Below are 23,296 nucleotides of genomic sequence, written 5' to 3'. Positions count from 1 at the left end.
ATATGTATTTCACTACGGCAATTTTGATACTGACTACCGTGAATATACGAAGATAACGAATTACTCCAGTGCTTGGTGTTCGTACGATGGAAATTAACGTTTTACAATCTTTTCCCTCAACAAACCGCGGGTCTCATGTAACTCAGAAATGTCCCTGAATGAATCTTTGGGAACCAGGAAAAACGACCTTGAATCGAAGTAGAGATGAAAGAAGTATGGGGTTTCAACAAAGTGGCTGAACTTGGCCCATGTCCAATCCTGTACACCTCTTTCCGTTTCAAGCCTTACACCCTGGGGCTCAAAGTGCATGATGAACTGGTCCCGGAATGTTGCAGAGTTCCTGTAAATACTGGCAGGAAGTATCCGCCATATAACAAGCATGAGTACAAACCATAAGACAGAAAAGATGAGGAAAGATATGGCCTGGATCAGCTTGAGATAAAAAAGTACTGCAGAGGCAATTGCAAACACATTAATAAAAATCAACAGAAGTTTAATCTCTTTCCGATTGATGAAATGATATCTCAGGCCTTGTAATACTTGTTTTTTCTCATATCCGAATTGTACCGTCATCTTTTGATTGGACATTTTTGAATTATGGTTCAAAATACCAATATTTCAGGCAAATTCGGGTGAAGGCTCATCAAACAGTAAAAAATGAACTAAAATGGCCTGCCTGCCAATTACCTATGAACGGGAAACAATGACAGGATGATTCCTGGAAAACAAGTGCTGGAAAAACAATCGATTGAAAATGAACTGTGTTCAGGCGCGGGTTTTCGGTTGCATTATCTTACCCATTTCCCACATTTTGCCTTTCCATTGGCGGCCTGCATAGGTGAGATATATCTGCTGCAGGAAGTAAAAACGATTGAAAGAACTACAAGGATCAGAACGAGTTTAGATTTCATAATGGGTGTTTGTGTACGGATTGGGTTGTTTAGTTTCCAGGGATGTTAAAAAGTCCGGATAATCTTTGTTGAGAAAAGTATGCCAATTTTGAAAATATCGTACACTTCCTGACACGATGCGCAGATTTACATTTCGCACCGTATTTATACTGACAGAAAACTAGTGATATATAACTTTAATTTCAGACATATCCATTATTTTGACATGACGAATTAAACGGCCCGTCGAACATGAAATTGTATATAGCAGTAGAAACAAGCCAAAAAAAAAGTCCGCCCATAAATATAAGCGGACTTTACTAATAACCATAACCGTCCAAGTTATACGTTGAATATTTTCTCTGATCAGCTGCAGCCCATGCTATTGCCGCAGTTGAGACATTTATAGCACGTACCGCTTCTTATTGTAATATGTCCGCAGGTATTACATGCCGGGGCATCGCTTTGCATACTCCTTGCTGCTGCATTTACAGCGCTCATGCTCCCGGAACCATCCATCTTAGAGGCATTCACTGAAGGTCTTGCCACAGGAGCTTTTGGTTTGTTCTCACCCGCAGCCGGTAACATAGATTTCAAGATCCGCACATCGCTCAGGGGCGGTGTTTTTTTATCTCCCTCGCCCCCGGGGTGGTTGATTGCCGATGGTTGGTTCTCATCCCAGTCTTCATCACCTGTATTACCAATCTCCGGTTTGTCAAGCACATGGACCAGGTCAGTTCTGCCGAGATACTCATAAGCCAGGGCCCTGAAAATAAAGTCCACGATAGAAGTTGTGCTTTTGATGTTTGGGTGATCTACCATTCCCGAAGGCTCAAACCGCGTAAAGACAAACTTCTCAACAAACTCTTCCATCGGTACACCATATTGCAGGCCAATAGAGATTGAAATAGCAAAACAATTAAGCATGCTTCTCATTGTGGCTCCTTCCTTCGCCATATCAATAAAGATCTCTCCCACGGTTCCATCATTATATTCTCCCGTCCGAAGGAATATGGCCTGGCCATTGATCTTCGCTTTTTGTGTAAAGCCGCGTCGTTTTGCCGGAAGCGTTCTTCTTTCGACGATCCTTGCCAATTCACGCTTCAGTTTTGTATCCGGGGATGATTGCACTCTTTTTGTCACTTCTTCAAGCAGTTCACTTACAGACAGCTTACTCATGTCCACAATGTTGCTCTCAGCCGGCAGGTTCTCTTCAGCAGTGACCTCTTCGGTCTTTTTCTTTTTGTCTGATTTATTGCTAAGCGGCTGGGACAACTTTGATCCATCACGGTAAAGCGCACACGCTTTGAGACCGAGCTGCCAGCTCAACATATATGAATCGGCAATCTCCTCTACGTTAGCTTCATTAGGCAGGTTTATCGTTTTAGATATTGCACCGCTGATAAAAGGTTGAGCTGCGGCCATCATACGGATATGACCATGCGCATGTATAAATCGCTCACCTTTTTTACCGCATTTGTTAGCACAATCAAATACAGTAAGATGTTCATCCTTCAGATAAGGTGCACCTTCAACGGTCATGGTGCCGCATACATAATCATTGGCGGCTTCCATTTGCTCTTCAGTAAAACCGAGTGCATCAAGAAGGCTCCACTCGAAGTTGAAATATTGTTCAGGTTTGAACCCGAGACGTTGCAGACATTCCTCACCCAGGTTATAAACGTTGAACACAAATCCGATTTCAAACGCCGTATTAACTGCAGAATCAAGCTTCTTGATTTCTTCGGCAATAAAGCCTTTTTCACTCAGCGTCTGATGATTTATGTAAGGGGCTCCCTGGAAAGTTCCGGTACCCACCGCATATTTAATAATGGCATCTGATTCTTTGTCAGTATAACCAAGGTTTTTGAGCGCGGATGGCACCGATTGGTTGATGATCTTAAAATAGCCACCACCTGAAAGCTTTTTGAATTTCACAAGCGCAAAATCCGGTTCTACTCCTGTTGTATCACAATCCATTACAAGGCCTATAGTACCGGTTGGGGCGATAACGGTAGTTTGTGCGTTCCGGTAGCCATGCTTTTCACCAAGTTGAACCGCTTCATCCCAGGCTTTGGTCGCGGCCTTAAGCAGATAGTCCGGACAGTATTTTGCCTTGATGCCCTGGGGTTTTACGCTTAGGTTTTCATATTCGTCTGCGTCATAAGCGGCCAGCCTGTGATTGCGCATTACACGCATCATATGCTCTTTATTGGCTTCATAACCCGGGAAAGGTCCGAGGATCGAGGCCAGTTCCGCAGACGTCTTATAGGAGATGCCAGTCATAATAGCTGAGATCGCCCCGGCAATTCCTCTTGCTTCTTCACTATCATATGCAATTCCCATTACCATCAGCATCGAACCAAGATTGGCGTATCCAAGTCCGAGTGTGCGGTAATCATAGCTTAACTGGGCTACTTCTTTGGAAGGGAATTGGGCCATCAGCACTGAAATTTCGAGAACAGTGGTCCATAACCGGCAGGTATAAGCGAAACCATCGACATCGAAATTGTTTGTCGCCTGATCATAAAATCTTCTGAGGTTTACAGAGGCGAGGTTACAGGCCGTATTATCGAGGAACATGTATTCACTGCATGGGTTTGAAGCACGGATCTCACCACCTTCAGGACAGGTATGCCACTCGTTTATTGTTGTATTATATTGGGTGCCAGGATCTGCACAACGCCATGCAGCATAGGAAATTTTGTTCCACACTTCTTTTGCCGGAACTTTCTTCATTATTCGGCCATCACTCCTTGCCTTCAACTCCCAATCTTCATTTTTTTCGAGTTTCTCAAAAAACTCATTTGGGATCCTTACCGAATTGTTCGAGTTCTGCCCTGAAACAGTTTTATATGCATCGCCCTCATAATCGCTCGAATAACCTGCGTTAATAAGTGCCGCTACTTTCTTTTCTTCTTCTACCTTCCAGTTGATAAATTCAAGGATTTCCGGATGGTCCAGATCAAGACAAACCATTTTTGCTGCGCGCCTTGTTGTACCACCACTTTTGATAGCACCTGCCGCACGGTCGCCGATCTTCAAAAAACTCATCAATCCGCTGGATGTTCCGCCACCACTCAGTTTTTCATTCTCACCCCGGATGTTGGAATAATTCGTACCTACACCAGATCCATATTTGAAGATCCTGGCTTCGCGGACCCAAAGGTCCATAATACCACCCTCATTTACGAGGTCATCATCCACTGATAAAATAAAACATGCATGAGGCTGCGGGCGTTCATAGGCAGAGGTCGACTTTTTTAACTGTCCATCCAGTTGATCAACATAATAGTGCCCCTGCGGCTTACCTTTGATCCCGTAACTTTCATGCAGGCCGGTATTAAACCACTGCGGGCTATTCGGAACGCAAGCCTGGTTGAGTATACAATAAACCAGTTCTTCATAAAAGATCTGAGCATCACCTGCACTTCTGAAATAGTTGTAACGCTCACCCCACACCTTCCAGCAATTTGCCATCCGATGAGCAACCTGTTTGGCGGAAGTTTCCCTGCCTAAAACTCCATCAGCCTGGGGCACTCCTGCCTTCCTGAAATATTTTTGCGCAAGAATATCTGTTGCAATCTGGCTCCATGATTTTGGGACCTCAACATTTGTCATTTCAAACACAACTTCTCCGCTTGGATTCCTGATAACCGATGTACGATAGTCATACTCAAACTGATCAAACACGTTCGTGCCCTCGATTGTAAAGCGGCGGCTGAATTGCAAGCCTGGTTCAGATTGCTTCTTGTTAGCCATACTAAAATTTATTTAGATGATGAATATTCGGATTATTTGGTTTATCAGGGAGGGTGAACGAAAATATCTTTCTGGCATCAGAATTCCGTGTTGTAAATATGCACAGACTGTGGATAAAGGATTTTCAAAATAAGGTATGCAGCCATGGGTTTGAATTACCGTCCGGGGCGCTTTTGACTGGATTTTCTCATAGCCTCAAAATCGCGAAAAACCACTTAGTAAACATACCTGCCAAAAAGGTAAAAAATACTTAATCTGCCTGCACCATCCTGGTCCGGACCAATAGCTTCTGACCAATCTGATAACAGATACATTAATTTAATGTTATCCTTTTATCAATTATTTTCGCGGGCAATAGAAGGATTTATGACCAGGTTAAGGATTAATCGCATTTTTTTATTCGCCGGAGCCCTGTTGCTCGGAAACGCCTGCATCTCGCAGACAACCTTCAATGGTTGGGTGGCAGCCAATAACATGTTCCGGTTCGGCAGGCAATTCAGTGTTCACCTTGATGTACAGGCCCGCAGCACCGATCAGCTGGAACATTTGAATACATTTATTTTTCGCCCGGGACTCAACTGGCATTTCAGGAAAAACATGATCGCAACGGCCGGATATGGATATATACACTCGCGGCGCGTGATGTCGGGGGTCGCCGGTTATGTACCTGAACACAGGATCTGGCAGCAATTAATAGTAAATCATAATGCAGGTTTTGTACCCATCCAACATCGTTTCAGGCTTGAACAAAGGTTCATCTCAACGACTGAGATAGAGAACGGTGAACTCGAAACCCGCGGAAACAGCTTCGCCAACAGGTTCAGGTACTTCAACAGGGCCATCATCTCTTTTAAAGGTTCGAAACCATTCGTTAAAGGACCATTTGGGGCTATACAGAATGAAGTGTTTGTAAATATCGGCGATAAATCCCCGGTGAACGGCAAGTTCTTTGATCAAAACCGCTTCTACCTGGCGCTGGGTTACAGGCTAAATCCAAAATTCGATCTGGAGGCCGGTTATATGAATCAATATGTATCCGGATCAAATGATAATATAAGCAGGGCTCATATCCTTCAACTTGCTACTTATCTTCGATTATAGTATATTTCAATCGATTACGTATATGATGCAGAAGGGCAAAACTTAAGAACCTTTCGAAAAGTTTTCGCATTTTTGCAATAGCACCAACTGAAAGTGAATGAAGCAAGGCATTTATCAATCTTTACTGGATAAAAAATCTAAGGGACAAAAGTCTTTCGCTGTACTTATTGACCCTGATAAGGTTGATGAAAGCCTGATTGAAGAATTGGTGATGCTTTCAATGGAAGCAAAGGTTGATTATTTGTTCATCGGCGGAAGCCTGGTGATCAGCAATCAGCTGGATGAGGTTGTGAAACAGGTCAAAAACAGTTGTGACATTCCCACCATCCTTTTCCCGGGCAGTCCAAGCCAGATTTCTTCTTATGCTGATGCATTGCTCTACCTTTCGGTCATTTCCGGGAGGAACCCGGAGCTGCTTATCGGTCAGCACGTAATCTCCGCCCCTTTTGTAAGGCAGAGCGGGCTTGAGCTGATGTCAACCGGCTATATGGTTATAGATGGCGGGGCACCGACCACTGTATCTTACATAAGCAATACGATTCCCATTCCCGCAGATAAAAACGAGATTGCCATGTGCACTGCCATGGCCGGTGAGATGTTAGGCATGAAACTCATCTACATGGATGCAGGCAGTGGTGCACGGCGTCCGATAACAGAAAGCATGATTGCAAAAGTCTCCGGTGTCATTGAGGTACCGCTTGTTGTAGGTGGAGGTATAAATGATCCTGAAAAAGCTTACCTGAATTGCCGGGCAGGCGCCGATGTAATTGTAATAGGCAATGCCATTGAGAAAGACGCCTCACTCATAAAGGAAATGAGTGCAGCTATCCATAGTTCCCCGCATGTAAGATTTGAAAATCTTTAACAACAACGCACCAGCGCTTCCCGTCCATTCTGATTCATTTCTACCCACTCCCCATGATTCCACAATTACATGGCGATTATAGACGTTATTAAATAACCGGATGCATTATTTTAGGGAGACGATTTTTGATAGAGATATTAATGCCCATGATTGAAAATACAGTTACCGATTAAAAACATCTGCATGCGGTTAGTGGTACTTGTTTGTATAACGGTATTGTGTAGTGGTTGTTTCAGTGGATTTGTAATGACTGATAAGGAAATCAATAATCATTACAAAAACAAATCTGTTAAGCCCACTTATTTCACAATAAAAAATGATTCGGTCAGTTTGTTTTGCGCAACTACCGGTTCAGATACGCTTCCTCCTTTGCTGCTGGTGCATGGTGCACCCGGTGCATGGTACGGCAGCCGCAACCTGCTTGATGATACTATCGTTCAAAAGCAATATCATATTATAGCTGTGGATCGTCCTGGCTATAACAAATCCAGATTTAAAGGAAAACGTGGCGCTGTTACATCAATTGAAACACAGGCCGTTGCTATTCATGAGGCATTGAAACTGAATAAATCTTCAAAGACCGGTGTTGTGATGGGATCTTCGTTCGGGGGACCGATTGCCGCCAAGATTGCAATCATGTATCCTGACAGGTTCCACCAGTTAGTTATGCTCGCCCCTGCCATAGACCCCGAAGCGGAAAAGTACTGGTGGTTTCATCTCTTCATCCGAGGTGGGCTTGTAAGGGCAATGATGCCCAGGTTTGTAAACAATGCCACGGACGAAAAATTTGCCCATGCTGAAGAGCTAAGGAAGCTCTTGCCGGAATGGAGTAAGCTTTCGATCCCGGTCACTATGGTCCAGGGCGGGGAGGACAATATAGTGTACCCATCGAACATCGACTTTGCTAAAAAAGCCTTGCTGGGCAAGCCCGCTGAATTTGTGTTCCTTCCTGCTTCGGGTCACATGATAAGATCTCAAAATCCCGATGTTGTGAGATCGATCGTTTTGAAAGCAAGGCGTTTTGCAAAGCTCCGGATATTCAAGTCAAACCGCAAAACGGAGACTTCTAACTTCCAGTAATTGGAGTCTTAACATATATTTTACACCACAGAGACAAATAAATTCGACAAAAACAGGTAAAAACCTGAAAATTTTATTTTCTTTGCATAGTAAAAATTAATTCGGTAGCGTTTATTCTCAGGTAATGATAAAAAACCTTTACATATCAAATGCGGATTCAGCAAATATTGCTGAGTTACTGCGTGGGGTTTTTCCTGTACACCTCTGTACAGTTTTTCCTTTCCAGCCTATCCCCTTTTGGGTACGACGTTGATACACTCCAGCACCCATAGTGTCCCCTGTTAAATCGGAACTATGAATCCCGTCAAAACGGGAAAAAACCATTTATCGTGGTACGGCTATTGCCGGCATTATTCAACTCGCGTTTATTTTTAGTAAAATGGACACTCAACAGGAACAATTTCAAATCCTTATAGCTAACGAATCTCACACCGGATTCGGGCAAATCATCTGTGACGAAATGGCGTCGTCTGCACAGGCTCGTGGAACCGGCATAGCCAAAAGAAGCCCTGAATATATCCAGGCAAAAATGAGGGAAGGCAAAGCAGTAATAGCTTTCAATGCTGACGGCGTATGGGCAGGGTTTTGTTATATCGAAACCTGGAGTCATGGCGAATATGTAGCCAATTCGGGCCTTATCGTTGCTCCTGCATTCCGCAAAAGTGGATTGGCAAAAAAGATCAAAAAGAAAATATTCGAGTTAAGCCGCAAGACTTATCCCGATTCCAAAATTTTCGGGCTTACAACCGGGCTGGCTGTGATGAAAATTAATTCAGAGCTCGGTTATGAACCCGTCACCTATTCCGAGCTTACGCAGGATGAGGCTTTCTGGGCCGGTTGTAAAAGCTGTGTCAATTATGAGATCCTCATGAGTAAGGATCGCAAGAACTGTATGTGCACGGCAATGCTGTATGATCCTAAAGATCATTATGAACCTGAAGAGACTATCCAGGATTTCAAGAAACATTCTTCCCTATACGAACGCTTCATGCGTATAAAACAGTGGAAATTGCTTAAGCCTTTACTCCGAAGGGATAAGGACAGCAAGAAGGCAGACAAATCAAAGTCACTGCTTCATTTCTTTTTCCATTTTTAACCGTTGACCTACAGAACACCTGATTTTTTCAGGTCGTTAGCTGTTCAGCGTAATCTGAATCGTACTTTTGCTATCGTTTAATGCTTTAGCAGATCTTTGTTCATTATTTTAAATCAATCATGTTCCATGGGTAATAAAGTTGTATTGGCTTACAGCGGCGGGTTAGATACTACATACTGTGCTATCTATCTGCGCAAAATCAAAAATCTTGAAGTACATGCTCTCACAGTGAATACCGGCGGCTTCAGTGCCGATGAGATCAGCAGTATTGAAAAACGCGCTAAAGAACTTGGTGTAGCCTCTTTCACCTGTGTAGATGTTACGAAAGATTATTATGATTCCTGTATCCGGTACCTGGTTTATGGAAATGTTTTGAAAAATGCGACGTATCCCCTAAGTGTAAGCGCAGAAAGGATGGTGCAGGCAATTGCTGTTGCAAAACATGTGCTGGCAACCGACGCATCTTATGTTGCCCACGGCAGCACAGGTGCCGGTAATGACCAGGTAAGATTTGATATGGTATTCCAGAGCATGTTACCTGGTGTTGAAATTCTTACTCCTATCCGGGATATGCAGCTGAGCCGTGAGGCAGAAATTACTTTCCTCAGGGAGCATGGTGTCGATATGAATTTTCATAAAGCACAATACAGTATCAACAAAGGTTTGTGGGGTACATCGGTGGGTGGCAAAGAAACCTTAACAAGCAGGGAATATCTGCCGGAAGAAGCCTGGCCCACACAGGTCACTGAATCCGGTGCCCGGAACATAGAGCTGGTTTTTGAAAAAGGTGAACTAAAGGGAGTGGATGGAAAAACATACGCTCATCCCGTTGAAGCCATTCAGTACCTGCAATCAATTGCCCAGCCTTATGGTGTCGGCAGAGATATTCATGTCGGTGATACAATCATAGGTATAAAAGGCCGGGTTGGATTTGAGGCAGCCGCACCCCTGATCATTATCAAGGCGCATCACCTCCTTGAAAAACATACGTTGACAAAACACCAGCTGTACTGGAAGGAACAACTAAGCACCTGGTACGGCAACTGGTTACATGAAGGACAGATGCTTGACCCGACGATGCGGAATATAGAAAAGTTCCTTGCTGACACCCAGGAAACTGTAAGCGGCAAAGTGTTTGTCACTGTTCAGCCGTATCGGTTCACCGTTACCGGTATAGAATCCCCACACGACCTGATGAGTAATAAGTTTGGAAGCTATGGGGAGATGAACAAAGGATTTACGGGCGATGATGTAAAGGGTTTTGCGAGGATCTTCGGCAACCAGGCAGCAATTTATCACAAAGTCAATACTACAGAGAATGATTAAAGTTGGCATAGTCGGAGGTGCAGGCTATACAGGCGGGGAATTGCTGAGACTGCTCATAAATCATCCCGAAGCAAATATTCTTTTTGTACACAGTACCAGTAATGCAGGCAACACCATTGCCAGTGTGCATAGTGATCTTGCAGGTGAAACATCGTTGATCTTTTCTGACAAACTAAATGATGATATTGAAGTGCTTTTCCTTTGTGTAGGACACGGAGACGCAAAAAAGTTTCTTGAGAAGAACGCAGTCGGGAAGCATGTCAGGATCATTGATCTCTCACAGGACTTCAGGCTGAAAGATAACAGCGCAATAAGTGTTACAGGTTCTTCGGGCGACAATAATGAACGGAAATTTATCTATGGTCTTCCGGAATTAAATAAAGAGGAGATCAGGCGCGCATTCAATATTGCTAACCCCGGCTGTTTCGCTACTGCATTGCAACTTGGCCTTTTACCTTTGGCTAAAGCGGGTTTGTTGAAAGATGTTTATACAACCGGGATCACCGGCTCGACGGGAGCAGGCCAGGGTCTGAGTTCAACTTCTCATTTCTCCTGGCGGGCGAATAATATCCAGGCATACAAAACACTAACCCATCAGCATCTTAAGGAGATCGGCCAGTCGCTTACTCAGCTAAATGATAAAGCGGAGATCGACATCAGTTTTGTTCCCTGGCGGGGAGATTTCACCCGTGGAATATTTATCAGCTCACAACTAAAATGCGGACTTTCACAGGATGAGTTAGATGAGTTGTATCAATCATTTTATAGTGATCATCCATTCACCATCATGAGCAAGGAACCAATACATCTAAAGCAGGTTGTGAACACGAATAAATGTTTTATCCAGGTTGAAAAAGTAGGTGATAAGTTGGTGGTTCACTCGATCATAGATAACCTGTTGAAGGGCGCCAGTGGCCAGGCGGTGCAAAACATGAACCTTATGTTTGGTATCGATGAAACCACAGGGTTGCGATTAAAGGCAACCTATTTTTAAGTAAAACAGCTTTCAACCTTTTAATTTTGATTTATGAAACTATTCGACGTTTATCCTATTAACGATATCACGATAACAAAAGCCAGGGGTTCAAATGTATGGGACGATAAGGGTACACAATACCTTGATCTTTATGGTGGTCATGCAGTGATCTCTATAGGCCATACACATCCGCATTATGTTGAAAGGCTGACCGGCCAGTTGAGCCAGGTTGGCTTTTATTCCAACTCGATACATATTCCATTGCAGGAGGAACTTGCGTCAAAACTCGGCAAAGTTTCAGGCAAAGAAGACTACCAGCTATTTCTTTGCAACTCCGGGGCTGAAGCAAATGAGAATGCATTGAAGCTTGCTTCATTCTATAACAACCGGAAAAAAATTGTTGCATTCAGAAAAGCATTCCATGGTCGTACATCACTGGCTGTAAGCGTTACCGACAATCCAAAGATCGTTGCCCCTGTGAATCAGAATGAGAACGTGATATTTTTGCCTTTTAACGATGAATCATCGCTGGACGCAATCTTCAGGGCGCAGGGTGATCAGATCTGTGCGGTGATCATTGAAGGAATCCAGGGTGTTGGCGGTATTAACGTAGCCAGCGATACTTTCTTACAAAGTATCCGCCGGAACTGTGATAAATACAATTCAGTATTTATAGCTGATAGTGTGCAATGTGGTTATGGGAGAAGCGGGAAATTCTTTTCACAGGATTTCAGCGGAGTTAGCGCAGATATCTATTCAATGGCAAAGGGTATGGGCAATGGGTTTCCCGTAGCCGGCATTATAATAGCCCCTCACATAAAACCGGTTCCACTGATGCTGGGAACTACATTCGGCGGCAATCATCTGGCCTGTGCTGCCGCTCTTGCAGTACTGGAAGTGATAGAATCTGAAAATCTGATGGAGAATGCGGTAAGCGTGGGTGCATACCTCATGGACGGATTGAAAGAGGTTCCATTCTTACAGAATATCAGGGGAAGAGGGTTGATGATCGGATTCGATGTACCCGAGAGCCTGAAGGATCTGAAAAAGAACCTGCTTTTCAAACATCATATATTTACCGGTGAGGCAAAGCCTAATGTAATCCGGCTTCTACCTTCACTCGCCCTTACCAAAGCGGATGCTGATATTTTTCTTGAAGCGATCCGGACCGAAATTGAAGCCCTCGCTCCATCAACTCAACAAGCATATAATTAATGAAAAATTTCATCTCTGTTAATGATGTTTCAAATATTGACGGGCTTGTTGCAAAAGCCCTGATGTATAAAGCAGATCCATTTAGCGATATCTCCCTGGGAACAAACAAACGGATCGGTTGCCTTTTTCTTAATCCAAGTATGCGTACGCGTTTAAGCACCCAGGTTGCTGCTCAGAATCTTGGCATGGAATCTATTGTGTTTAACGTTGATAAAGATGGCTGGGCACTGGAATTTGAAGAAGAAGCCATCATGAGCGGAAATAAGGTAGAGCATGTAAAGGATGCGGCCCCCATCATGGGAAAATATTTTGATATCCTGGCCATCAGGACATTTCCGGGATTGAAAAACAGGGAAGAAGATTACAGTGAATTATACATTAACCAGTTTACTAAGTATGCAGGGATCCCGGTAATAAGCCTTGAAAGTGCTACCCTGCATCCATTGCAGAGTCTTACCGATATCATTACCATCCGGGAATCTATGCGGAACTGGACGGGTCAGGACCGAAAGCCTAAGATTGTGATGACCTGGGCTCCGCATGTAAAGGCGCTGCCGCAATGTGTGGCAAACAGTTTCGCCCAGTGGGTGAATGCCTGGGGCCAGGCAGATTTTGTTATTGCTCATCCGGAAGATTATGAACTTGATGAAAAGTTTACCAAAGGTGCAACCATAACAAATGACCAGGACGAAGCGCTAAAGGATGCAGACTTTGTTTATGTTAAAAACTGGAGCACCTATACCGACTATGGCAGGATCTATTGCAATGACCCCGGGTGGATGCTCACCAATGAGAAACTTGAACTGACCAATAATGCCAAAGTGATGCATTGCCTGCCGGTGCGCCGCAATGTTGAATTGAGTGACGAAATCCTCGACGGACCAAACAGTATAGTAACACTAGAGGCTTCGAACAGGGTTTGGGCAGCCCAGGCAGTGATCAGTGAAATACTTAAGGAAAAGTAAACAGGTTGGCAGCATAAAAGATGTGTGATAGACATGGAGGCGGATTGTAGTAAATGCAATAAAAATTCATGGAGAAGTTATTTGTAATAAAAATTGGTGGAAATATCGTTGACGACGAGGTTGCCTTATCAGCGTTCCTGGATTTGTTTGCCGGTGTAGCTGGCAAAAAGATACTTGTGCATGGCGGAGGAAAGGTCGCGACCAGGCTGGCACAGGATCTGAACGTGCCACAACAATTAGTTGATGGCCGCCGGATTACTGATGCAGCAACACTCAGGATAGTGACAATGGTTTATGCGGGGCTGATCAACAAAAATATCGTGGCCCAGTTGCAATCAAAAGGATCCAATGCTATAGGCATCACTGGTGCTGATGGCAATGCTATTACTGCCCATAAGAGACAACACGCTTCACTCGACTATGGTTTTGCAGGAGATGTTGACAGCATAAATGCTCCAATGATCTCGGGCCTGCTTGAACAGGGACTTGACCTTGTATTTGCGCCTATCACTCATGATAATAAAGGACAACTGTTAAATACAAACGCCGATACTATCGCCCAGGAATTGGCCCGTGGATTGAGTAGAAAATATGAAGTACACCTGATCTATTCGTTTGAAAAAGCCGGGGTCCTCGGTGATGCAAATGACGATACCACAGTAATAAAAAAGATAGATCCTGCAACCTATGCATCGCTGAAAGAAAAACAGGTCATCTTTGCAGGAATGATTCCCAAGCTTGACAATGCTTTTGAAGCAATCAGGAGTGGAGTGAGCAAGGTAATTATTGGTAAGGGAGAGCAACTTGCCGAACTAATAACCGGCTCTGCCGGTACAACCATTACGGATGCCGCATGACCGGATTGACATATTACAGGCTGATGCAGTAAGCTTGCTGAAAGAGCTTATTTCCACTCCGTCATTCAGCAAAGAGGAAGATCAGACTGCAGGAATTCTATGTCGTTTTCTGGGCGAACGTGAAGTGATTCATTACCGGAATCAAAATAATGTTTACGCCTTCAACAAACATTATGATAAAGCAAAACCTTCTGTTTTGCTTAATTCGCATCATGACACCGTAAAACCAAACAAGGCCTATACACTGGATCCATTTACACCGGTTGTAAAAGAGGGAAAACTTTTTGGCCTCGGCTCGAACGATGCCGGCGGCTGCCTTGTTTCTCTTATAGCTACGTTTCTGTATTATTATCATCGTGATGACCTGCCTTTCAATCTGGTGCTTGCTGCCAGCGCTGAAGAAGAGATAAGCGGATTCAATGGAATTGAACTGCTGATAAAGGACCTGGGTCCGATCAGCTTCGGTATAGTTGGTGAACCCACGCAGATGCATATGGCGATCGCTGAAAAGGGATTGCTGGTACTGGATGTCTATGCTGAAGGTAAAGCAGGCCATGCTGCGCGCGAAGAAGGTGAAAATGCGATCTACAAAACGCTCAAAGACATGCAGTGGTTCAGCACCTACCGCTTTCCGAAAAACTCCGATCTCCTGGGCCCGGTGAAGATGAGCGTGACCGTTATTGAAACTGAAAACAAGGCTCACAATGTGGTGCCTTCCAGTTGTCATTTCGTAGTAGATGTAAGAGTTAATGAGCTGTATAGTTTTGAAGAAGTGCTGGACATTATTAAATCACATACCAGTTGTACAGTAACACCCCGCAGCCTGAGAATGCGTTCGTCATATATATCGCTTGATCATCCGATCGTGAAAGCGGGGATAAAATTAGGGCGCAACTACTACGGCTCACCAACAACTTCCGACAAAGCACTAATGCCATTCAACACCCTCAAAATGGGTCCCGGCGATTCAGCACGCAGTCACACAGCAGATGAATATATATTTATCGAAGAAATCAATAGTGGCATCGAACTCTACATTCAATTTTTAAATGAGCTGATATGAAATTATGGAGCAAAGAAAAAACAAGCACATCTGAACTAATCGAAAAGTTCACAGTAGGCCGGGATAAAGAGTTTGACATCCTGCTTGCTGAACACGACGCGCTTGGTTCCATCGCTCATGTCAAAATGCTTGGCGAGGTTGGCCTCATGAAAAAAGAAGATGCAGACACAGCTGTCACCGGGCTTGAAGAAATTTTAACAAACATAAGGGCCGGGGGTTTTGTAATTGAAGATGGAGTGGAAGATGTGCATTCCCAGATCGAGTTTTTGCTGACCAAAAATATCGGCGAAGCAGGCAAACAGATCCATAGCGGAAGGAGCCGGAACGACCAGGTTGCTGTTGCGATCAAATTATATTTAAGGGCAGAGCTTCTCAAGATCAAAGACGCAACTACCTCATTATTCAATCTATTGATAGAACAAAGTGAAAATTTAAAGGACAAATTATTGCCCGGGTATACTCACCTGCAGATCGCCATGCCTTCTTCTTTTGGACTTTGGTTTGGCGCCTATGCCGAGAGCCTGGCAGACGATATGGAAATGCTTGCAGCTGCGTATTCAGTCGCAAATAAAAATCCACTGGGGAGCGGTGCGGGCTATGGCTCATCTTTCCCGTTGAACAGAACAATGACGACTCAACTGCTCAACTTCGGGGCGATGAACTATAATTCAGTGTATGCGCAGATGAGCCGTGGAAAAACCGAAAAAATAGTTGCAACCGGTATTTCTTCAGTAGCTGCTACACTCAGCAAATTATCAATGGATGCCTGTCTCTATATTAACCAGAACTTCGGATTTATCTCATTCCCGCCTGAGCTCACTACCGGCAGCAGCATTATGCCGCACAAAAAAAACCCCGACGTTTTTGAATTGATCAGGGCGAAATGCAATCGTATCCAATCCACCCCAAATGAGCTTACCCTATTGATCAATAACCTGCCTTCAGGATATCATCGTGATATGCAGCTGACAAAAGAAATTCTGTTTCCTGCAATAGAAGAACTTAAATCATGCCTGGAAATTATACAGTTGATGTTATCAAACATCACCGTCAGGGATCATATCCTGGACGATGAAAAGTATCGCTACCTGTTCAGTGTTGAAGCAGTAAATGAACTGGTGAATAAAGGCATCTCATTCCGCGATGCCTACAAAGAAATAGGCAACCAGATTGACAGCGGAAACTTTCAATATGATTACAGGCAACAACTGCATCATACCCATGAAGGGAGTATCGGGAATCTTTCAAATGACAAGATCAGGCTACAGATGGAAAAAGCTGTGCAAAAATTTAACTAAACAAACCACGATCATAGCTCATAACTCAATAACATATAACTCATCACTCATCACTCATCACTCATAACTCCTTAGCCTCTATCTCAACTCCGATGTGTTAACCCTTGTTGGCGTGTCCTTGCCTGCAACGATACTTGTAGAGCTGATAGCTATAGCCTTTATGATTTCGGCCATGTTTTTCATATCCAGTGTTTCTATCTCATCATCCAGTGTGTGATAGAATTTTTCGGAATCCATCTTGGAAGTAGAGATAGTATGTGCCGCTACACCCTGGCGCGCGAGGGTTGCATTATCTGAACGATAGAATAGTTGCTGTGCGGGATATGGATCGGGATAAAATTTGAACGCAGTTCCGGCAAGGTTCTTTTCAAGAATCTTTCCAAGGTCCGTTTTTTCATACCCGGTGATAAAGGCAGAGTTTTTACCCCATTTGCTTTCAGTTCCAATCATTTCAATATTAAACATAGCCACCACCTTGGAGGAATCGAATTGCCCCGAAAAATGTCTTGAACCGAATCCACCCACTTCTTCCGCCGTAAATGCAACGAATATGATTGTCCGTGCATTGTCTTTTTTCTTTGCAAAATAGTTTGCAAGCATGATGACGGCTGTGGTTCCCGCCGCATCATCATTTGCACCGTTATAGATTGAGTCACCGTTCGCATCTGGTTTGGTTACACCAAGATGATCGTAATGCGCTGAAAAAATGACAAACTCTTCTGGTTTTGTTTTGCCAGGTATCATGCCCACAACATTTTTCAGGGGCATCTGTTCGGTCTTCTTATTAAGCGTCAAAGCAAATGTCGATGGAACCGTGGAACCGGAAAGAAATACGAGGTTCGATTTCATAGCGGGATTAATACGCCTCGCCTGTCGGATGCTGTTGAAGATCTGCGCATGTGCGGTATCCACCATCACAAGAAAATTTCCAGCCGACTGTTGTAATCTGCGCAATACTACCTGGGGGGTATCAGTGGCTTTTATGGTTATTTTCTCAACAGTTGAATCGTTTGTAAGGGTATACGTTTCGCGGGCTGATAAGAATGCGACCTTATTTCCATCAACCGCAGAACCGTCTATCGAACCTGAAATGATGAAGTCTGTCTGTGGTACGGTAAACTCCTGCAAATAAGAACCTTTTATGGGTTGTATGCCGGATTTGCGAAACTCGTCAGCAATATATATCGCAGCCTTATCTATGCCTGCACCAAATGTTCTCCTGCCCTGCATTTCATCGGAAGACAACTTCCTTTCAATCTCTTCAACAGCTTTTGCGTTTATTATTTTATCTATTTGCTGGGCGGCGATCTCGGAGCCCAGGCTGAGGACGCTGATAATAATAAGAATACTTTTTCTCATGATGTTTATTGAAATGTTTTGATGTTAAGGGTTTAGCCAGGTGAAAATGTTCATTCAACGACTGATCGATAAGATAAGTGATCATGGTCATTGTCCCATGATTGTCACATCCTGGTTGAGTAAGGAATAAGAATACTGATGCTACATTCAGCGGCAATGATTCAAGTTACAGGTACGGGTAGCCGCTTATATACGAAACTATAAACTCATCATCTCTTTAAACTTAACGGTCTGGCGGCGACTGACTTCAATTTTTTCTCCGCCTTTTAATTCAAGGAGCAGACCCCCGTTGAAATAAGGTTCGATCTTCTCTATCAAACGAAGGTTGATAATGTGTTTCCGGTTGGCCCTGAAAAAGGTTTTTTCGTCAAGCCTCTCTTCAAGTGAATTCAGTGATTTTAGTATCAGTGGTTTGTTTGGACCAAAATAAACCTTCGCATAGTTACCAACGCTTTCGAATAACCGAATTTCCGAGAGTTTCACAAACCAGCAACGCTCACCATCCTTCACAAATACCTGGTCATTTTCACTAAGAATCGAACGATTCACGTTCGGGTTGATTTGCATCGAACCATTGTCCTTTTCGTCCTGCATATGCAGCTTCTGGATTGCATCGGCAAGCCGTTTTGGTTCCACCGGTTTCAGCAGGTAATCCAGTGCATTAACCTCAAAAGCTTTCAGGGCATATTCATCGTAAGCTGTTGTGAAAATAACGTTGGGTATACGATGCAGTTCAGATAGCATATCAAACCCGGTTTTTCCCGGCATCTGGATGTCAAGGAAAATGAGTTCCGGATTCATATTTTCTATACGCTCGATACCTTCACCGGCATTAGCTGCCTCGGCAACGACTTCTATTTCCGGGAAGTCAAGTAATAATTTTCTTAATTCGTTTCTGGCTAATCTTTCGTCATCAATTATTATAGCTCTGATCATACCTGTAACTATTTTTGGCAACGGGAATCAATACTCGAACTTCCACCAGTTCCGCATTTACCTGGCGGATAGCAAAATTAGCTTTTTCCCCAAACAAAAGATGAAGCCTGTTTTTTGTACTGGAGAGACCGAATCCGTCGCCCGCACTACCGTAGCCGTTAAGATGGCCAGTATTCTGAATGATCAGTTCATGGAAGTCATCGCGAAACTCAGAGATTACTTTAACGATTCCGCCATTTATCTGTTTGCCAATTCCGTGTTTGATGGCATTTTCGACCAGCGTTTGCAACATCATCGGGGGGATGGGCTGATCAAGTGTATCCTCATCAATCTCGTATTCTATTTGTAACCGGTCCTCAAACCTGATATGCTCGAGCGCGAGATAGTCCTTAACAATATTCAACTCCTTTTCGAAAGGGACTGTTTCCAGTTTTTCGGCCTGCATGGAACTGCGCAGGATATTACTGAGTTCGGTGATTGCATTACGTGCCCGGCCGGGGTTTTCATCGATCAGTGCCCTGATACTATTCAAGGCGTTGAATATGAAATGCGGATTGATATGAGATTTGATGGTTTTGAGTTCCAGCTCTTTTACAAGGGCCTCCAGCTTTAGCGTATCGAGTTGCTGGCGCCTGTTGGTTTCAATATAATGATAGAAATAATAGATTAGTACCCATGGTATAACGAGGAATCCGCTGCTAAGTATGTTTGCAATAAAACGGGTGGTGATATCAAGCCTGTTTTCGCTGGTCAGGTTGAACATTTCTATACCCGCCATAACCAGCAAACTATTGATAACGCAGGTTATGAGGATAGCAAAAACCAACCTCGAAAAGATCTGTTCATTGGGAAGCAACATCCATTTTTTGCGTTTGATGTATTCCCGCAGGAAATGGGTACTGAGTATTCCACCCCCGATCATAACGAGTATCTTCTGAATCCGTTCTAAATTGATTTCCTCCTTGAAGATGAAGACATACAATAGGGCTGACAGACCCGCAAGGCCAGCCCAACCCAGTATCTGGCATAGCCAATAATTGGATATTTTCTTGAGAATACTCATATGTATCCTACAAAACTAGGGTTTACGCCGGGAGCACCCGGCTTAATTGTTATATGTGGCATAAAGTGACTGTCAGGTTTCGGGAGTATGATCAGCGTCGCAGCCTCAAAATATACTATTTTCTTAAAAATCAACGTTCTACTGCGAACTACAACCATTTTCGGTTGTAATCCTAAGATATAGCTTTTGTGTCAAAAGGTATAAAAACAGTATTTTTGCCTCATAAAATCAAAGAATGAACATCAACCCCGGGCCTTTACTTCAAACGGTGAATTCACCGGCGGACCTTCGAAAACTCAGCAAAGAACAGCTCATCCAGCTTTGTGACGAATTAAGGCAGTATATCATTGATGTGGTTAGTGTTCATGGTGGTCATTTCGGAGCCAGCCTCGGGGTGGTTGAACTTACAGTTGCACTTCATTACATCCTTGATACCCCCACTGATCAGCTTGTCTGGGACGTAGGTCACCAGGCTTACGGACACAAGATCCTTACCGGGCGGAGAGACAACTTCTATACAAACCGGAAATACAATGGACTGAGCGGCTTCCCCAAGAGGTCGGAATCAGAATATGACACTTTTGGCGTCGGGCATTCTTCTACGTCCATCAGCGCTGCACTCGGCATGGCCATCGCTGCGAAATATAAAGGAGAGAGCCGCAAGGCAGTTGCCGTGATTGGCGACGGAGCCATGACCGCGGGTCTTGCCTTTGAAGGAATGAACCACGCTGGTGTAGCTGATACTGATCTGCTGATTATCCTGAACGATAATTGCATGAGCATTGATCAGAACGTCGGCGCGCTCAAAGAATATCTGACAGACATTACCACTTCTCCTACCTACAATAAATTTAAAGATGATATCTGGAAGGCGCTGGGGAAACTGCCGGTAGGCGGCAACTTCAGCCGTGGCATGGCCAGTAAACTGGAACAGTCGATCAAGGGCTTTATCAATAAAAGCAGCAATCTTTTCGAGGCACTACAGATCCGGTATTTCGGACCGATAGACGGTCATAATATCACCAACCTCGTTGACACACTCAAAGATCTCAAGGATATTCCCGGCCCCAAGCTACTACATGTCGTTACCGTAAAAGGAAAGGGTTATGCCCTGGCCGAAAAGGAACAAACAATATGGCACGCCCCGGGTCTTTTTGATAAGATCACCGGTGAAATCTTTAAAAAGAAGTTTGACATTCCACAGCCGCCGAAGTACCAGGATGTTTTCGGTCACACAATTATTGAATTGGCCGAAAAAAACGACAAAATTTTCGGAATAACACCAGCTATGCCGTCAGGCTCGTCCCTTAAATTTATGATGGATAAGATGCCTGACCGTGCATTTGATGTTGGCATATGTGAGCAACATGCAGTTACGGTGAGTGCCGGCATGGCTACACAGGGACTTCGTGTATTCTGCAATATCTATTCGTCATTTATGCAAAGGGCGTTTGACCAGGTCGTGCACGATGTGGCCATCCAACAGCTGCCCGTGATTTTCTGCCTTGATCGGGCAGGGCTTGTCGGGGAAGACGGACCTACACATCATGGAGCATATGATATCGCATACCTGAGGTCAATTCCAAATATGGTCATCAGCGCGCCTATGAACGAAAGTGAATTGCGTAACCTGATGTATACGGCCCAGTTACCTTCGAATAACTATCCTTTTGTTATCCGTTATCCGAGGGGCGAGGGTGTAATGCCGGAATGGAAAACGCCTTTTGAAGAGATCGCGGTCGGAACCGGAAGAAAGTTAAAGGATGGATCAGGGGTGGCGGTACTTTCGATTGGTCATCCTGGCAATTTCGTAGCCTCTGCACTCAGGGAGCTTAGAACGGATGGCCTGACCCCCGCCCATTTCGATATGCGTTTTGTAAAACCGCTGGATGAGAAGATGTTGCATGAGGTGTTCTCCAACTTCAATAAGGTTGTTACTGTTGAAGATGGAACTGTAGTTGGTGGCTTTGGTTCAGCGATCCTGGAATTTATGGCCCAACATAACTATAAGGCTGATCTAAAGATTCTGGGCATCCCCGACCGGCTTGTGGAACACGGCACACTTAAGCAATTACATGCTGAATGCGGGTTTGATGCTGCCGGTATCGCAAACACGATACGCGAAATGATGAAAGATTCAGTAAAGATTGAGCTATTCCAATAAGCAATTGTCCTGCAATCACCAGTTTGGTTTAAAAATCATCCAGGTAGGTTACATCCAGGTAGATTATAGATGATCCATTTGGATTGGTGATGATCTGCCGGGATTGTAGATAATCTGACTGGATTGTAGATGATCTGCCGGGACTATAAATGGATCAACGCTTATAAATGTATCAAGGCTTATAAGTGATTACCTGGATCTGCAGATGATTAATTTGGATTGATAATTACCACGTCTTCTTCGCGGTTCTCATTAAATTCTACAATGAAATTATTCCGGCCCTCCCCGGTTATGATAGTCATGTATTTTCCCTGGACCAGTTCCAGCATCGAAAGAAACAGGAAAATCGCATGAATCCTGTCCTGGCATGGTTCGAAGATCTTATCAAAAGACATCACTTTTTCTCTCTTGACAGTTTCCAGCATGTGCTGCCGGCTGCCCTCCATCGTATAGTTGTAGTTAACAACCGTATGGACAGGTTTCAGTTTCTGCTGCTCCAGCCGTTTGATCACCTTCTCGAAGGTTTTCATCAGCTTAAATAAGGTTATCGCCTGGATTTCAGTCCCTTCCCCGCTCTCTTCGCCTATAAGAGCAAGCTCCGCCTGGGTATTGCCCCTCCTGACCATCAGCATACGCATGGCTTCCATCTCGGCCATCTTCGCAGAGGCTTCCTTGAAACGCTTGTATTCCATGATCTTGTCAATCAGTTCCTGCCGGGGGTCGATTTCATTTCCTTGCGGATCAATTTCCTTGCGGGGTAACAAAAGCTTTGCTTTTATACGCATCAATGTAGACACAAAAAGGATGAATTCACTCGACAGTTCAATGTTGAGCTTTTCCTGTGTATGTATGTAATCCAGGAAGTCTTTAATGATCTTTGTGATCGGGATATTGTATATATCCAGCTCATCCCGCTCTATAAAAAACAACAGGAGATCGAAAGGACCCTCAAACTGGGGTAATACAATCTGGTATGATGACTGATTCAATTCAGAGATATTTAGTAAGCGTTCAGGACAAACCTACACCAATTCTGATCAGGATAAAAAACACTTAACTAACAATTTCAACGGGTGATTGTGGAATAAATTTTCCTCCGCCAGCGGCTTTTATTAAAAACTTACAGAAAGTCCGACAGCAAGGAGTGACCTTAACTGGATAGCTGCAGAAGTCTTTTTATCCCCAAACTGACGCACGTCATCATCATAAATCAGGTCGAAGTTATAAGTGACATTCAGAATTTTGTTGACTTTCATAACGATGAGATTGGTCCAGAATAC

At 44.0% G+C, this 23,296-nt stretch carries 19 protein-coding genes; 12 read left to right on the top strand and 7 right to left on the bottom strand.

What is annotated here, in order from left to right:
* Window positions 1-93 precede the first annotated feature (93 nt).
* From ACX0G7_RS13050 to ACX0G7_RS13040, 3 genes are all read right to left on the bottom strand, one after another.
* Entirely contained in the window at window positions 94-573 is a 480-nt protein-coding gene (locus ACX0G7_RS13050) for a YcxB family protein (RefSeq protein ID WP_458923926.1), read from the bottom strand.
* A gap of 215 nt (window positions 574-788) precedes the next feature.
* Window positions 789-911, bottom strand: coding sequence for a hypothetical protein (locus tag ACX0G7_RS13045; RefSeq protein ID WP_458923925.1), 123 nt, complete (start codon window positions 909-911; stop codon window positions 789-791).
* Window positions 912-1,256: 345 nt separating this feature from the next.
* Window positions 1,257-4,652 (bottom strand): vitamin B12-dependent ribonucleotide reductase, encoded by a 3,396-nt coding sequence (locus tag ACX0G7_RS13040; RefSeq protein ID WP_458923924.1) that lies wholly within the window; start codon window positions 4,650-4,652, stop codon window positions 1,257-1,259.
* A gap of 366 nt (window positions 4,653-5,018) precedes the next feature.
* Between ACX0G7_RS13040 and ACX0G7_RS13035 the strand changes: the two genes are divergently transcribed.
* From ACX0G7_RS13035 to argH, 11 genes are all read left to right on the top strand, one after another.
* A complete protein-coding gene (locus tag ACX0G7_RS13035; RefSeq protein WP_458923923.1) occupies window positions 5,019-5,753 on the top strand; it encodes a DUF2490 domain-containing protein in 735 nt (244 codons plus the stop codon).
* A 97-nt stretch (window positions 5,754-5,850) separates the two neighbouring features.
* Window positions 5,851-6,618, top strand: coding sequence for a phosphoglycerol geranylgeranyltransferase (locus tag ACX0G7_RS13030; RefSeq protein WP_458923922.1), 768 nt, complete (start codon window positions 5,851-5,853; stop codon window positions 6,616-6,618).
* Window positions 6,619-6,801: 183 nt separating this feature from the next.
* Window positions 6,802-7,698: an alpha/beta fold hydrolase gene (locus ACX0G7_RS13025; protein ID WP_458923921.1), complete on the top strand. Its 897-nt coding sequence runs from the start codon at window positions 6,802-6,804 to the stop codon at window positions 7,696-7,698.
* A 379-nt stretch (window positions 7,699-8,077) separates the two neighbouring features.
* Window positions 8,078-8,794 carry a GNAT family N-acetyltransferase gene (locus ACX0G7_RS13020; RefSeq protein WP_458923920.1) on the top strand — a complete coding sequence of 239 codons (717 nt, stop codon included), beginning with the start codon at window positions 8,078-8,080 and terminating at the stop codon, window positions 8,792-8,794.
* Window positions 8,795-8,920: 126 nt separating this feature from the next.
* Window positions 8,921-10,120: an argininosuccinate synthase gene (locus ACX0G7_RS13015; RefSeq protein WP_458923919.1), complete on the top strand. Its 1,200-nt coding sequence runs from the start codon at window positions 8,921-8,923 to the stop codon at window positions 10,118-10,120.
* The gene (gene argC, locus ACX0G7_RS13010; RefSeq protein WP_458923918.1) at window positions 10,113-11,114 is read left to right on the top strand and encodes an N-acetyl-gamma-glutamyl-phosphate reductase; all 1,002 of its coding nucleotides are present in this window, start codon (window positions 10,113-10,115) and stop codon (window positions 11,112-11,114) included. Before ACX0G7_RS13015 ends, argC begins: the two co-directional genes overlap by 8 nt.
* Window positions 11,115-11,147: 33 nt before the next feature.
* Entirely contained in the window at window positions 11,148-12,311 is a 1,164-nt protein-coding gene (locus ACX0G7_RS13005) for an aspartate aminotransferase family protein (protein ID WP_458923917.1), read from the top strand.
* On the top strand, window positions 12,311-13,276 hold the full coding sequence (locus ACX0G7_RS13000; protein ID WP_458923916.1) for a Rossmann-fold NAD(P)-binding domain-containing protein: 966 nt from the start codon (window positions 12,311-12,313) through the stop codon (window positions 13,274-13,276). The genes ACX0G7_RS13005 and ACX0G7_RS13000 overlap by 1 nt, the downstream gene beginning before the upstream one ends.
* Before the next feature lie 68 nt (window positions 13,277-13,344).
* The gene (gene argB / locus ACX0G7_RS12995) at window positions 13,345-14,133 is read left to right on the top strand and encodes an acetylglutamate kinase (protein WP_458923915.1); all 789 of its coding nucleotides are present in this window, start codon (window positions 13,345-13,347) and stop codon (window positions 14,131-14,133) included.
* The gene (locus ACX0G7_RS12990) at window positions 14,123-15,196 is read left to right on the top strand and encodes a M20 family metallo-hydrolase (protein ID WP_458923914.1); all 1,074 of its coding nucleotides are present in this window, start codon (window positions 14,123-14,125) and stop codon (window positions 15,194-15,196) included. Before argB ends, ACX0G7_RS12990 begins: the two co-directional genes overlap by 11 nt.
* A complete protein-coding gene (gene argH / locus ACX0G7_RS12985; RefSeq protein ID WP_458923913.1) occupies window positions 15,193-16,494 on the top strand; it encodes an argininosuccinate lyase in 1,302 nt (433 codons plus the stop codon). The genes ACX0G7_RS12990 and argH overlap by 4 nt, the downstream gene beginning before the upstream one ends.
* A gap of 78 nt (window positions 16,495-16,572) precedes the next feature.
* Here the strand turns inward: argH and ACX0G7_RS12980 are convergent, their stop codons facing one another.
* The 3 genes from ACX0G7_RS12980 to ACX0G7_RS12970 all read right to left on the bottom strand — a co-directional run bounded on the left by ACX0G7_RS12980 (window position 16,573) and on the right by ACX0G7_RS12970 (window position 19,852).
* Window positions 16,573-17,853 (bottom strand): M28 family peptidase, encoded by a 1,281-nt coding sequence (locus tag ACX0G7_RS12980; protein WP_458923912.1) that lies wholly within the window; start codon window positions 17,851-17,853, stop codon window positions 16,573-16,575.
* A gap of 198 nt (window positions 17,854-18,051) precedes the next feature.
* Window positions 18,052-18,789: a LytR/AlgR family response regulator transcription factor gene (locus tag ACX0G7_RS12975; RefSeq protein ID WP_458923911.1), complete on the bottom strand. Its 738-nt coding sequence runs from the start codon at window positions 18,787-18,789 to the stop codon at window positions 18,052-18,054.
* A complete protein-coding gene (locus ACX0G7_RS12970; RefSeq protein ID WP_458923910.1) occupies window positions 18,767-19,852 on the bottom strand; it encodes a sensor histidine kinase in 1,086 nt (361 codons plus the stop codon). Before ACX0G7_RS12970 ends, ACX0G7_RS12975 begins: the two co-directional genes overlap by 23 nt.
* 235 nt (window positions 19,853-20,087) lie before the next feature.
* Between ACX0G7_RS12970 and dxs the strand changes: the two genes are divergently transcribed.
* Complete coding sequence (dxs, locus tag ACX0G7_RS12965) at window positions 20,088-22,016, top strand: 1-deoxy-D-xylulose-5-phosphate synthase (RefSeq protein WP_458923909.1); 1,929 nt, start codon at window positions 20,088-20,090, stop codon at window positions 22,014-22,016.
* A 209-nt stretch (window positions 22,017-22,225) separates the two neighbouring features.
* Here dxs and ACX0G7_RS12960 read toward each other — a convergent pair whose 3' ends face one another.
* Complete coding sequence (locus ACX0G7_RS12960) at window positions 22,226-23,005, bottom strand: segregation and condensation protein A (protein WP_458923908.1); 780 nt, start codon at window positions 23,003-23,005, stop codon at window positions 22,226-22,228.
* Window positions 23,006-23,296: the final 291 nt, after the last annotated feature.

The organism is Flavitalea antarctica (assembly GCF_054461535.1).
The sequence above is the reverse complement of the archived record's forward strand: the minus strand, read 5'-3'. Positions and strand labels throughout refer to the sequence as shown.

What these genes read in the sequence shown, in the direction of transcription:
- ACX0G7_RS13045 (WP_458923925.1), bottom strand. Translation starts at nt 911, where the DNA reads ATGAAATCTAAACTCGTTCTGATCCTTGTAGTTCTTTCAATCGTTTTT.
- dxs (WP_458923909.1), top strand. Translation starts at nt 20,088, where the DNA reads ATGAACATCAACCCCGGGCCTTTACTTCAAACGGTGAATTCACCGGCG.
- ACX0G7_RS13030 (WP_458923922.1), top strand. Translation starts at nt 5,851, where the DNA reads ATGAAGCAAGGCATTTATCAATCTTTACTGGATAAAAAATCTAAGGGA.
- ACX0G7_RS13020 (WP_458923920.1), top strand. Translation starts at nt 8,078, where the DNA reads ATGGACACTCAACAGGAACAATTTCAAATCCTTATAGCTAACGAATCT.
- ACX0G7_RS12970 (WP_458923910.1), bottom strand. Translation starts at nt 19,852, where the DNA reads ATGAGTATTCTCAAGAAAATATCCAATTATTGGCTATGCCAGATACTG.
- argB (WP_458923915.1), top strand. Translation starts at nt 13,345, where the DNA reads ATGGAGAAGTTATTTGTAATAAAAATTGGTGGAAATATCGTTGACGAC.
- ACX0G7_RS12975 (WP_458923911.1), bottom strand. Translation starts at nt 18,789, where the DNA reads ATGATCAGAGCTATAATAATTGATGACGAAAGATTAGCCAGAAACGAA.
- ACX0G7_RS13035 (WP_458923923.1), top strand. Translation starts at nt 5,019, where the DNA reads ATGACCAGGTTAAGGATTAATCGCATTTTTTTATTCGCCGGAGCCCTG.
- ACX0G7_RS12980 (WP_458923912.1), bottom strand. Translation starts at nt 17,853, where the DNA reads ATGAGAAAAAGTATTCTTATTATTATCAGCGTCCTCAGCCTGGGCTCC.
- ACX0G7_RS13005 (WP_458923917.1), top strand. Translation starts at nt 11,148, where the DNA reads ATGAAACTATTCGACGTTTATCCTATTAACGATATCACGATAACAAAA.
- argH (WP_458923913.1), top strand. Translation starts at nt 15,193, where the DNA reads ATGAAATTATGGAGCAAAGAAAAAACAAGCACATCTGAACTAATCGAA.
- ACX0G7_RS13025 (WP_458923921.1), top strand. Translation starts at nt 6,802, where the DNA reads ATGCGGTTAGTGGTACTTGTTTGTATAACGGTATTGTGTAGTGGTTGT.
- ACX0G7_RS13040 (WP_458923924.1), bottom strand. Translation starts at nt 4,652, where the DNA reads ATGGCTAACAAGAAGCAATCTGAACCAGGCTTGCAATTCAGCCGCCGC.
- ACX0G7_RS12990 (WP_458923914.1), top strand. Translation starts at nt 14,123, where the DNA reads ATGCCGCATGACCGGATTGACATATTACAGGCTGATGCAGTAAGCTTG.
- ACX0G7_RS13050 (WP_458923926.1), bottom strand. Translation starts at nt 573, where the DNA reads ATGACGGTACAATTCGGATATGAGAAAAAACAAGTATTACAAGGCCTG.
- ACX0G7_RS13015 (WP_458923919.1), top strand. Translation starts at nt 8,921, where the DNA reads ATGGGTAATAAAGTTGTATTGGCTTACAGCGGCGGGTTAGATACTACA.
- argC (WP_458923918.1), top strand. Translation starts at nt 10,113, where the DNA reads ATGATTAAAGTTGGCATAGTCGGAGGTGCAGGCTATACAGGCGGGGAA.
- ACX0G7_RS13000 (WP_458923916.1), top strand. Translation starts at nt 12,311, where the DNA reads ATGAAAAATTTCATCTCTGTTAATGATGTTTCAAATATTGACGGGCTT.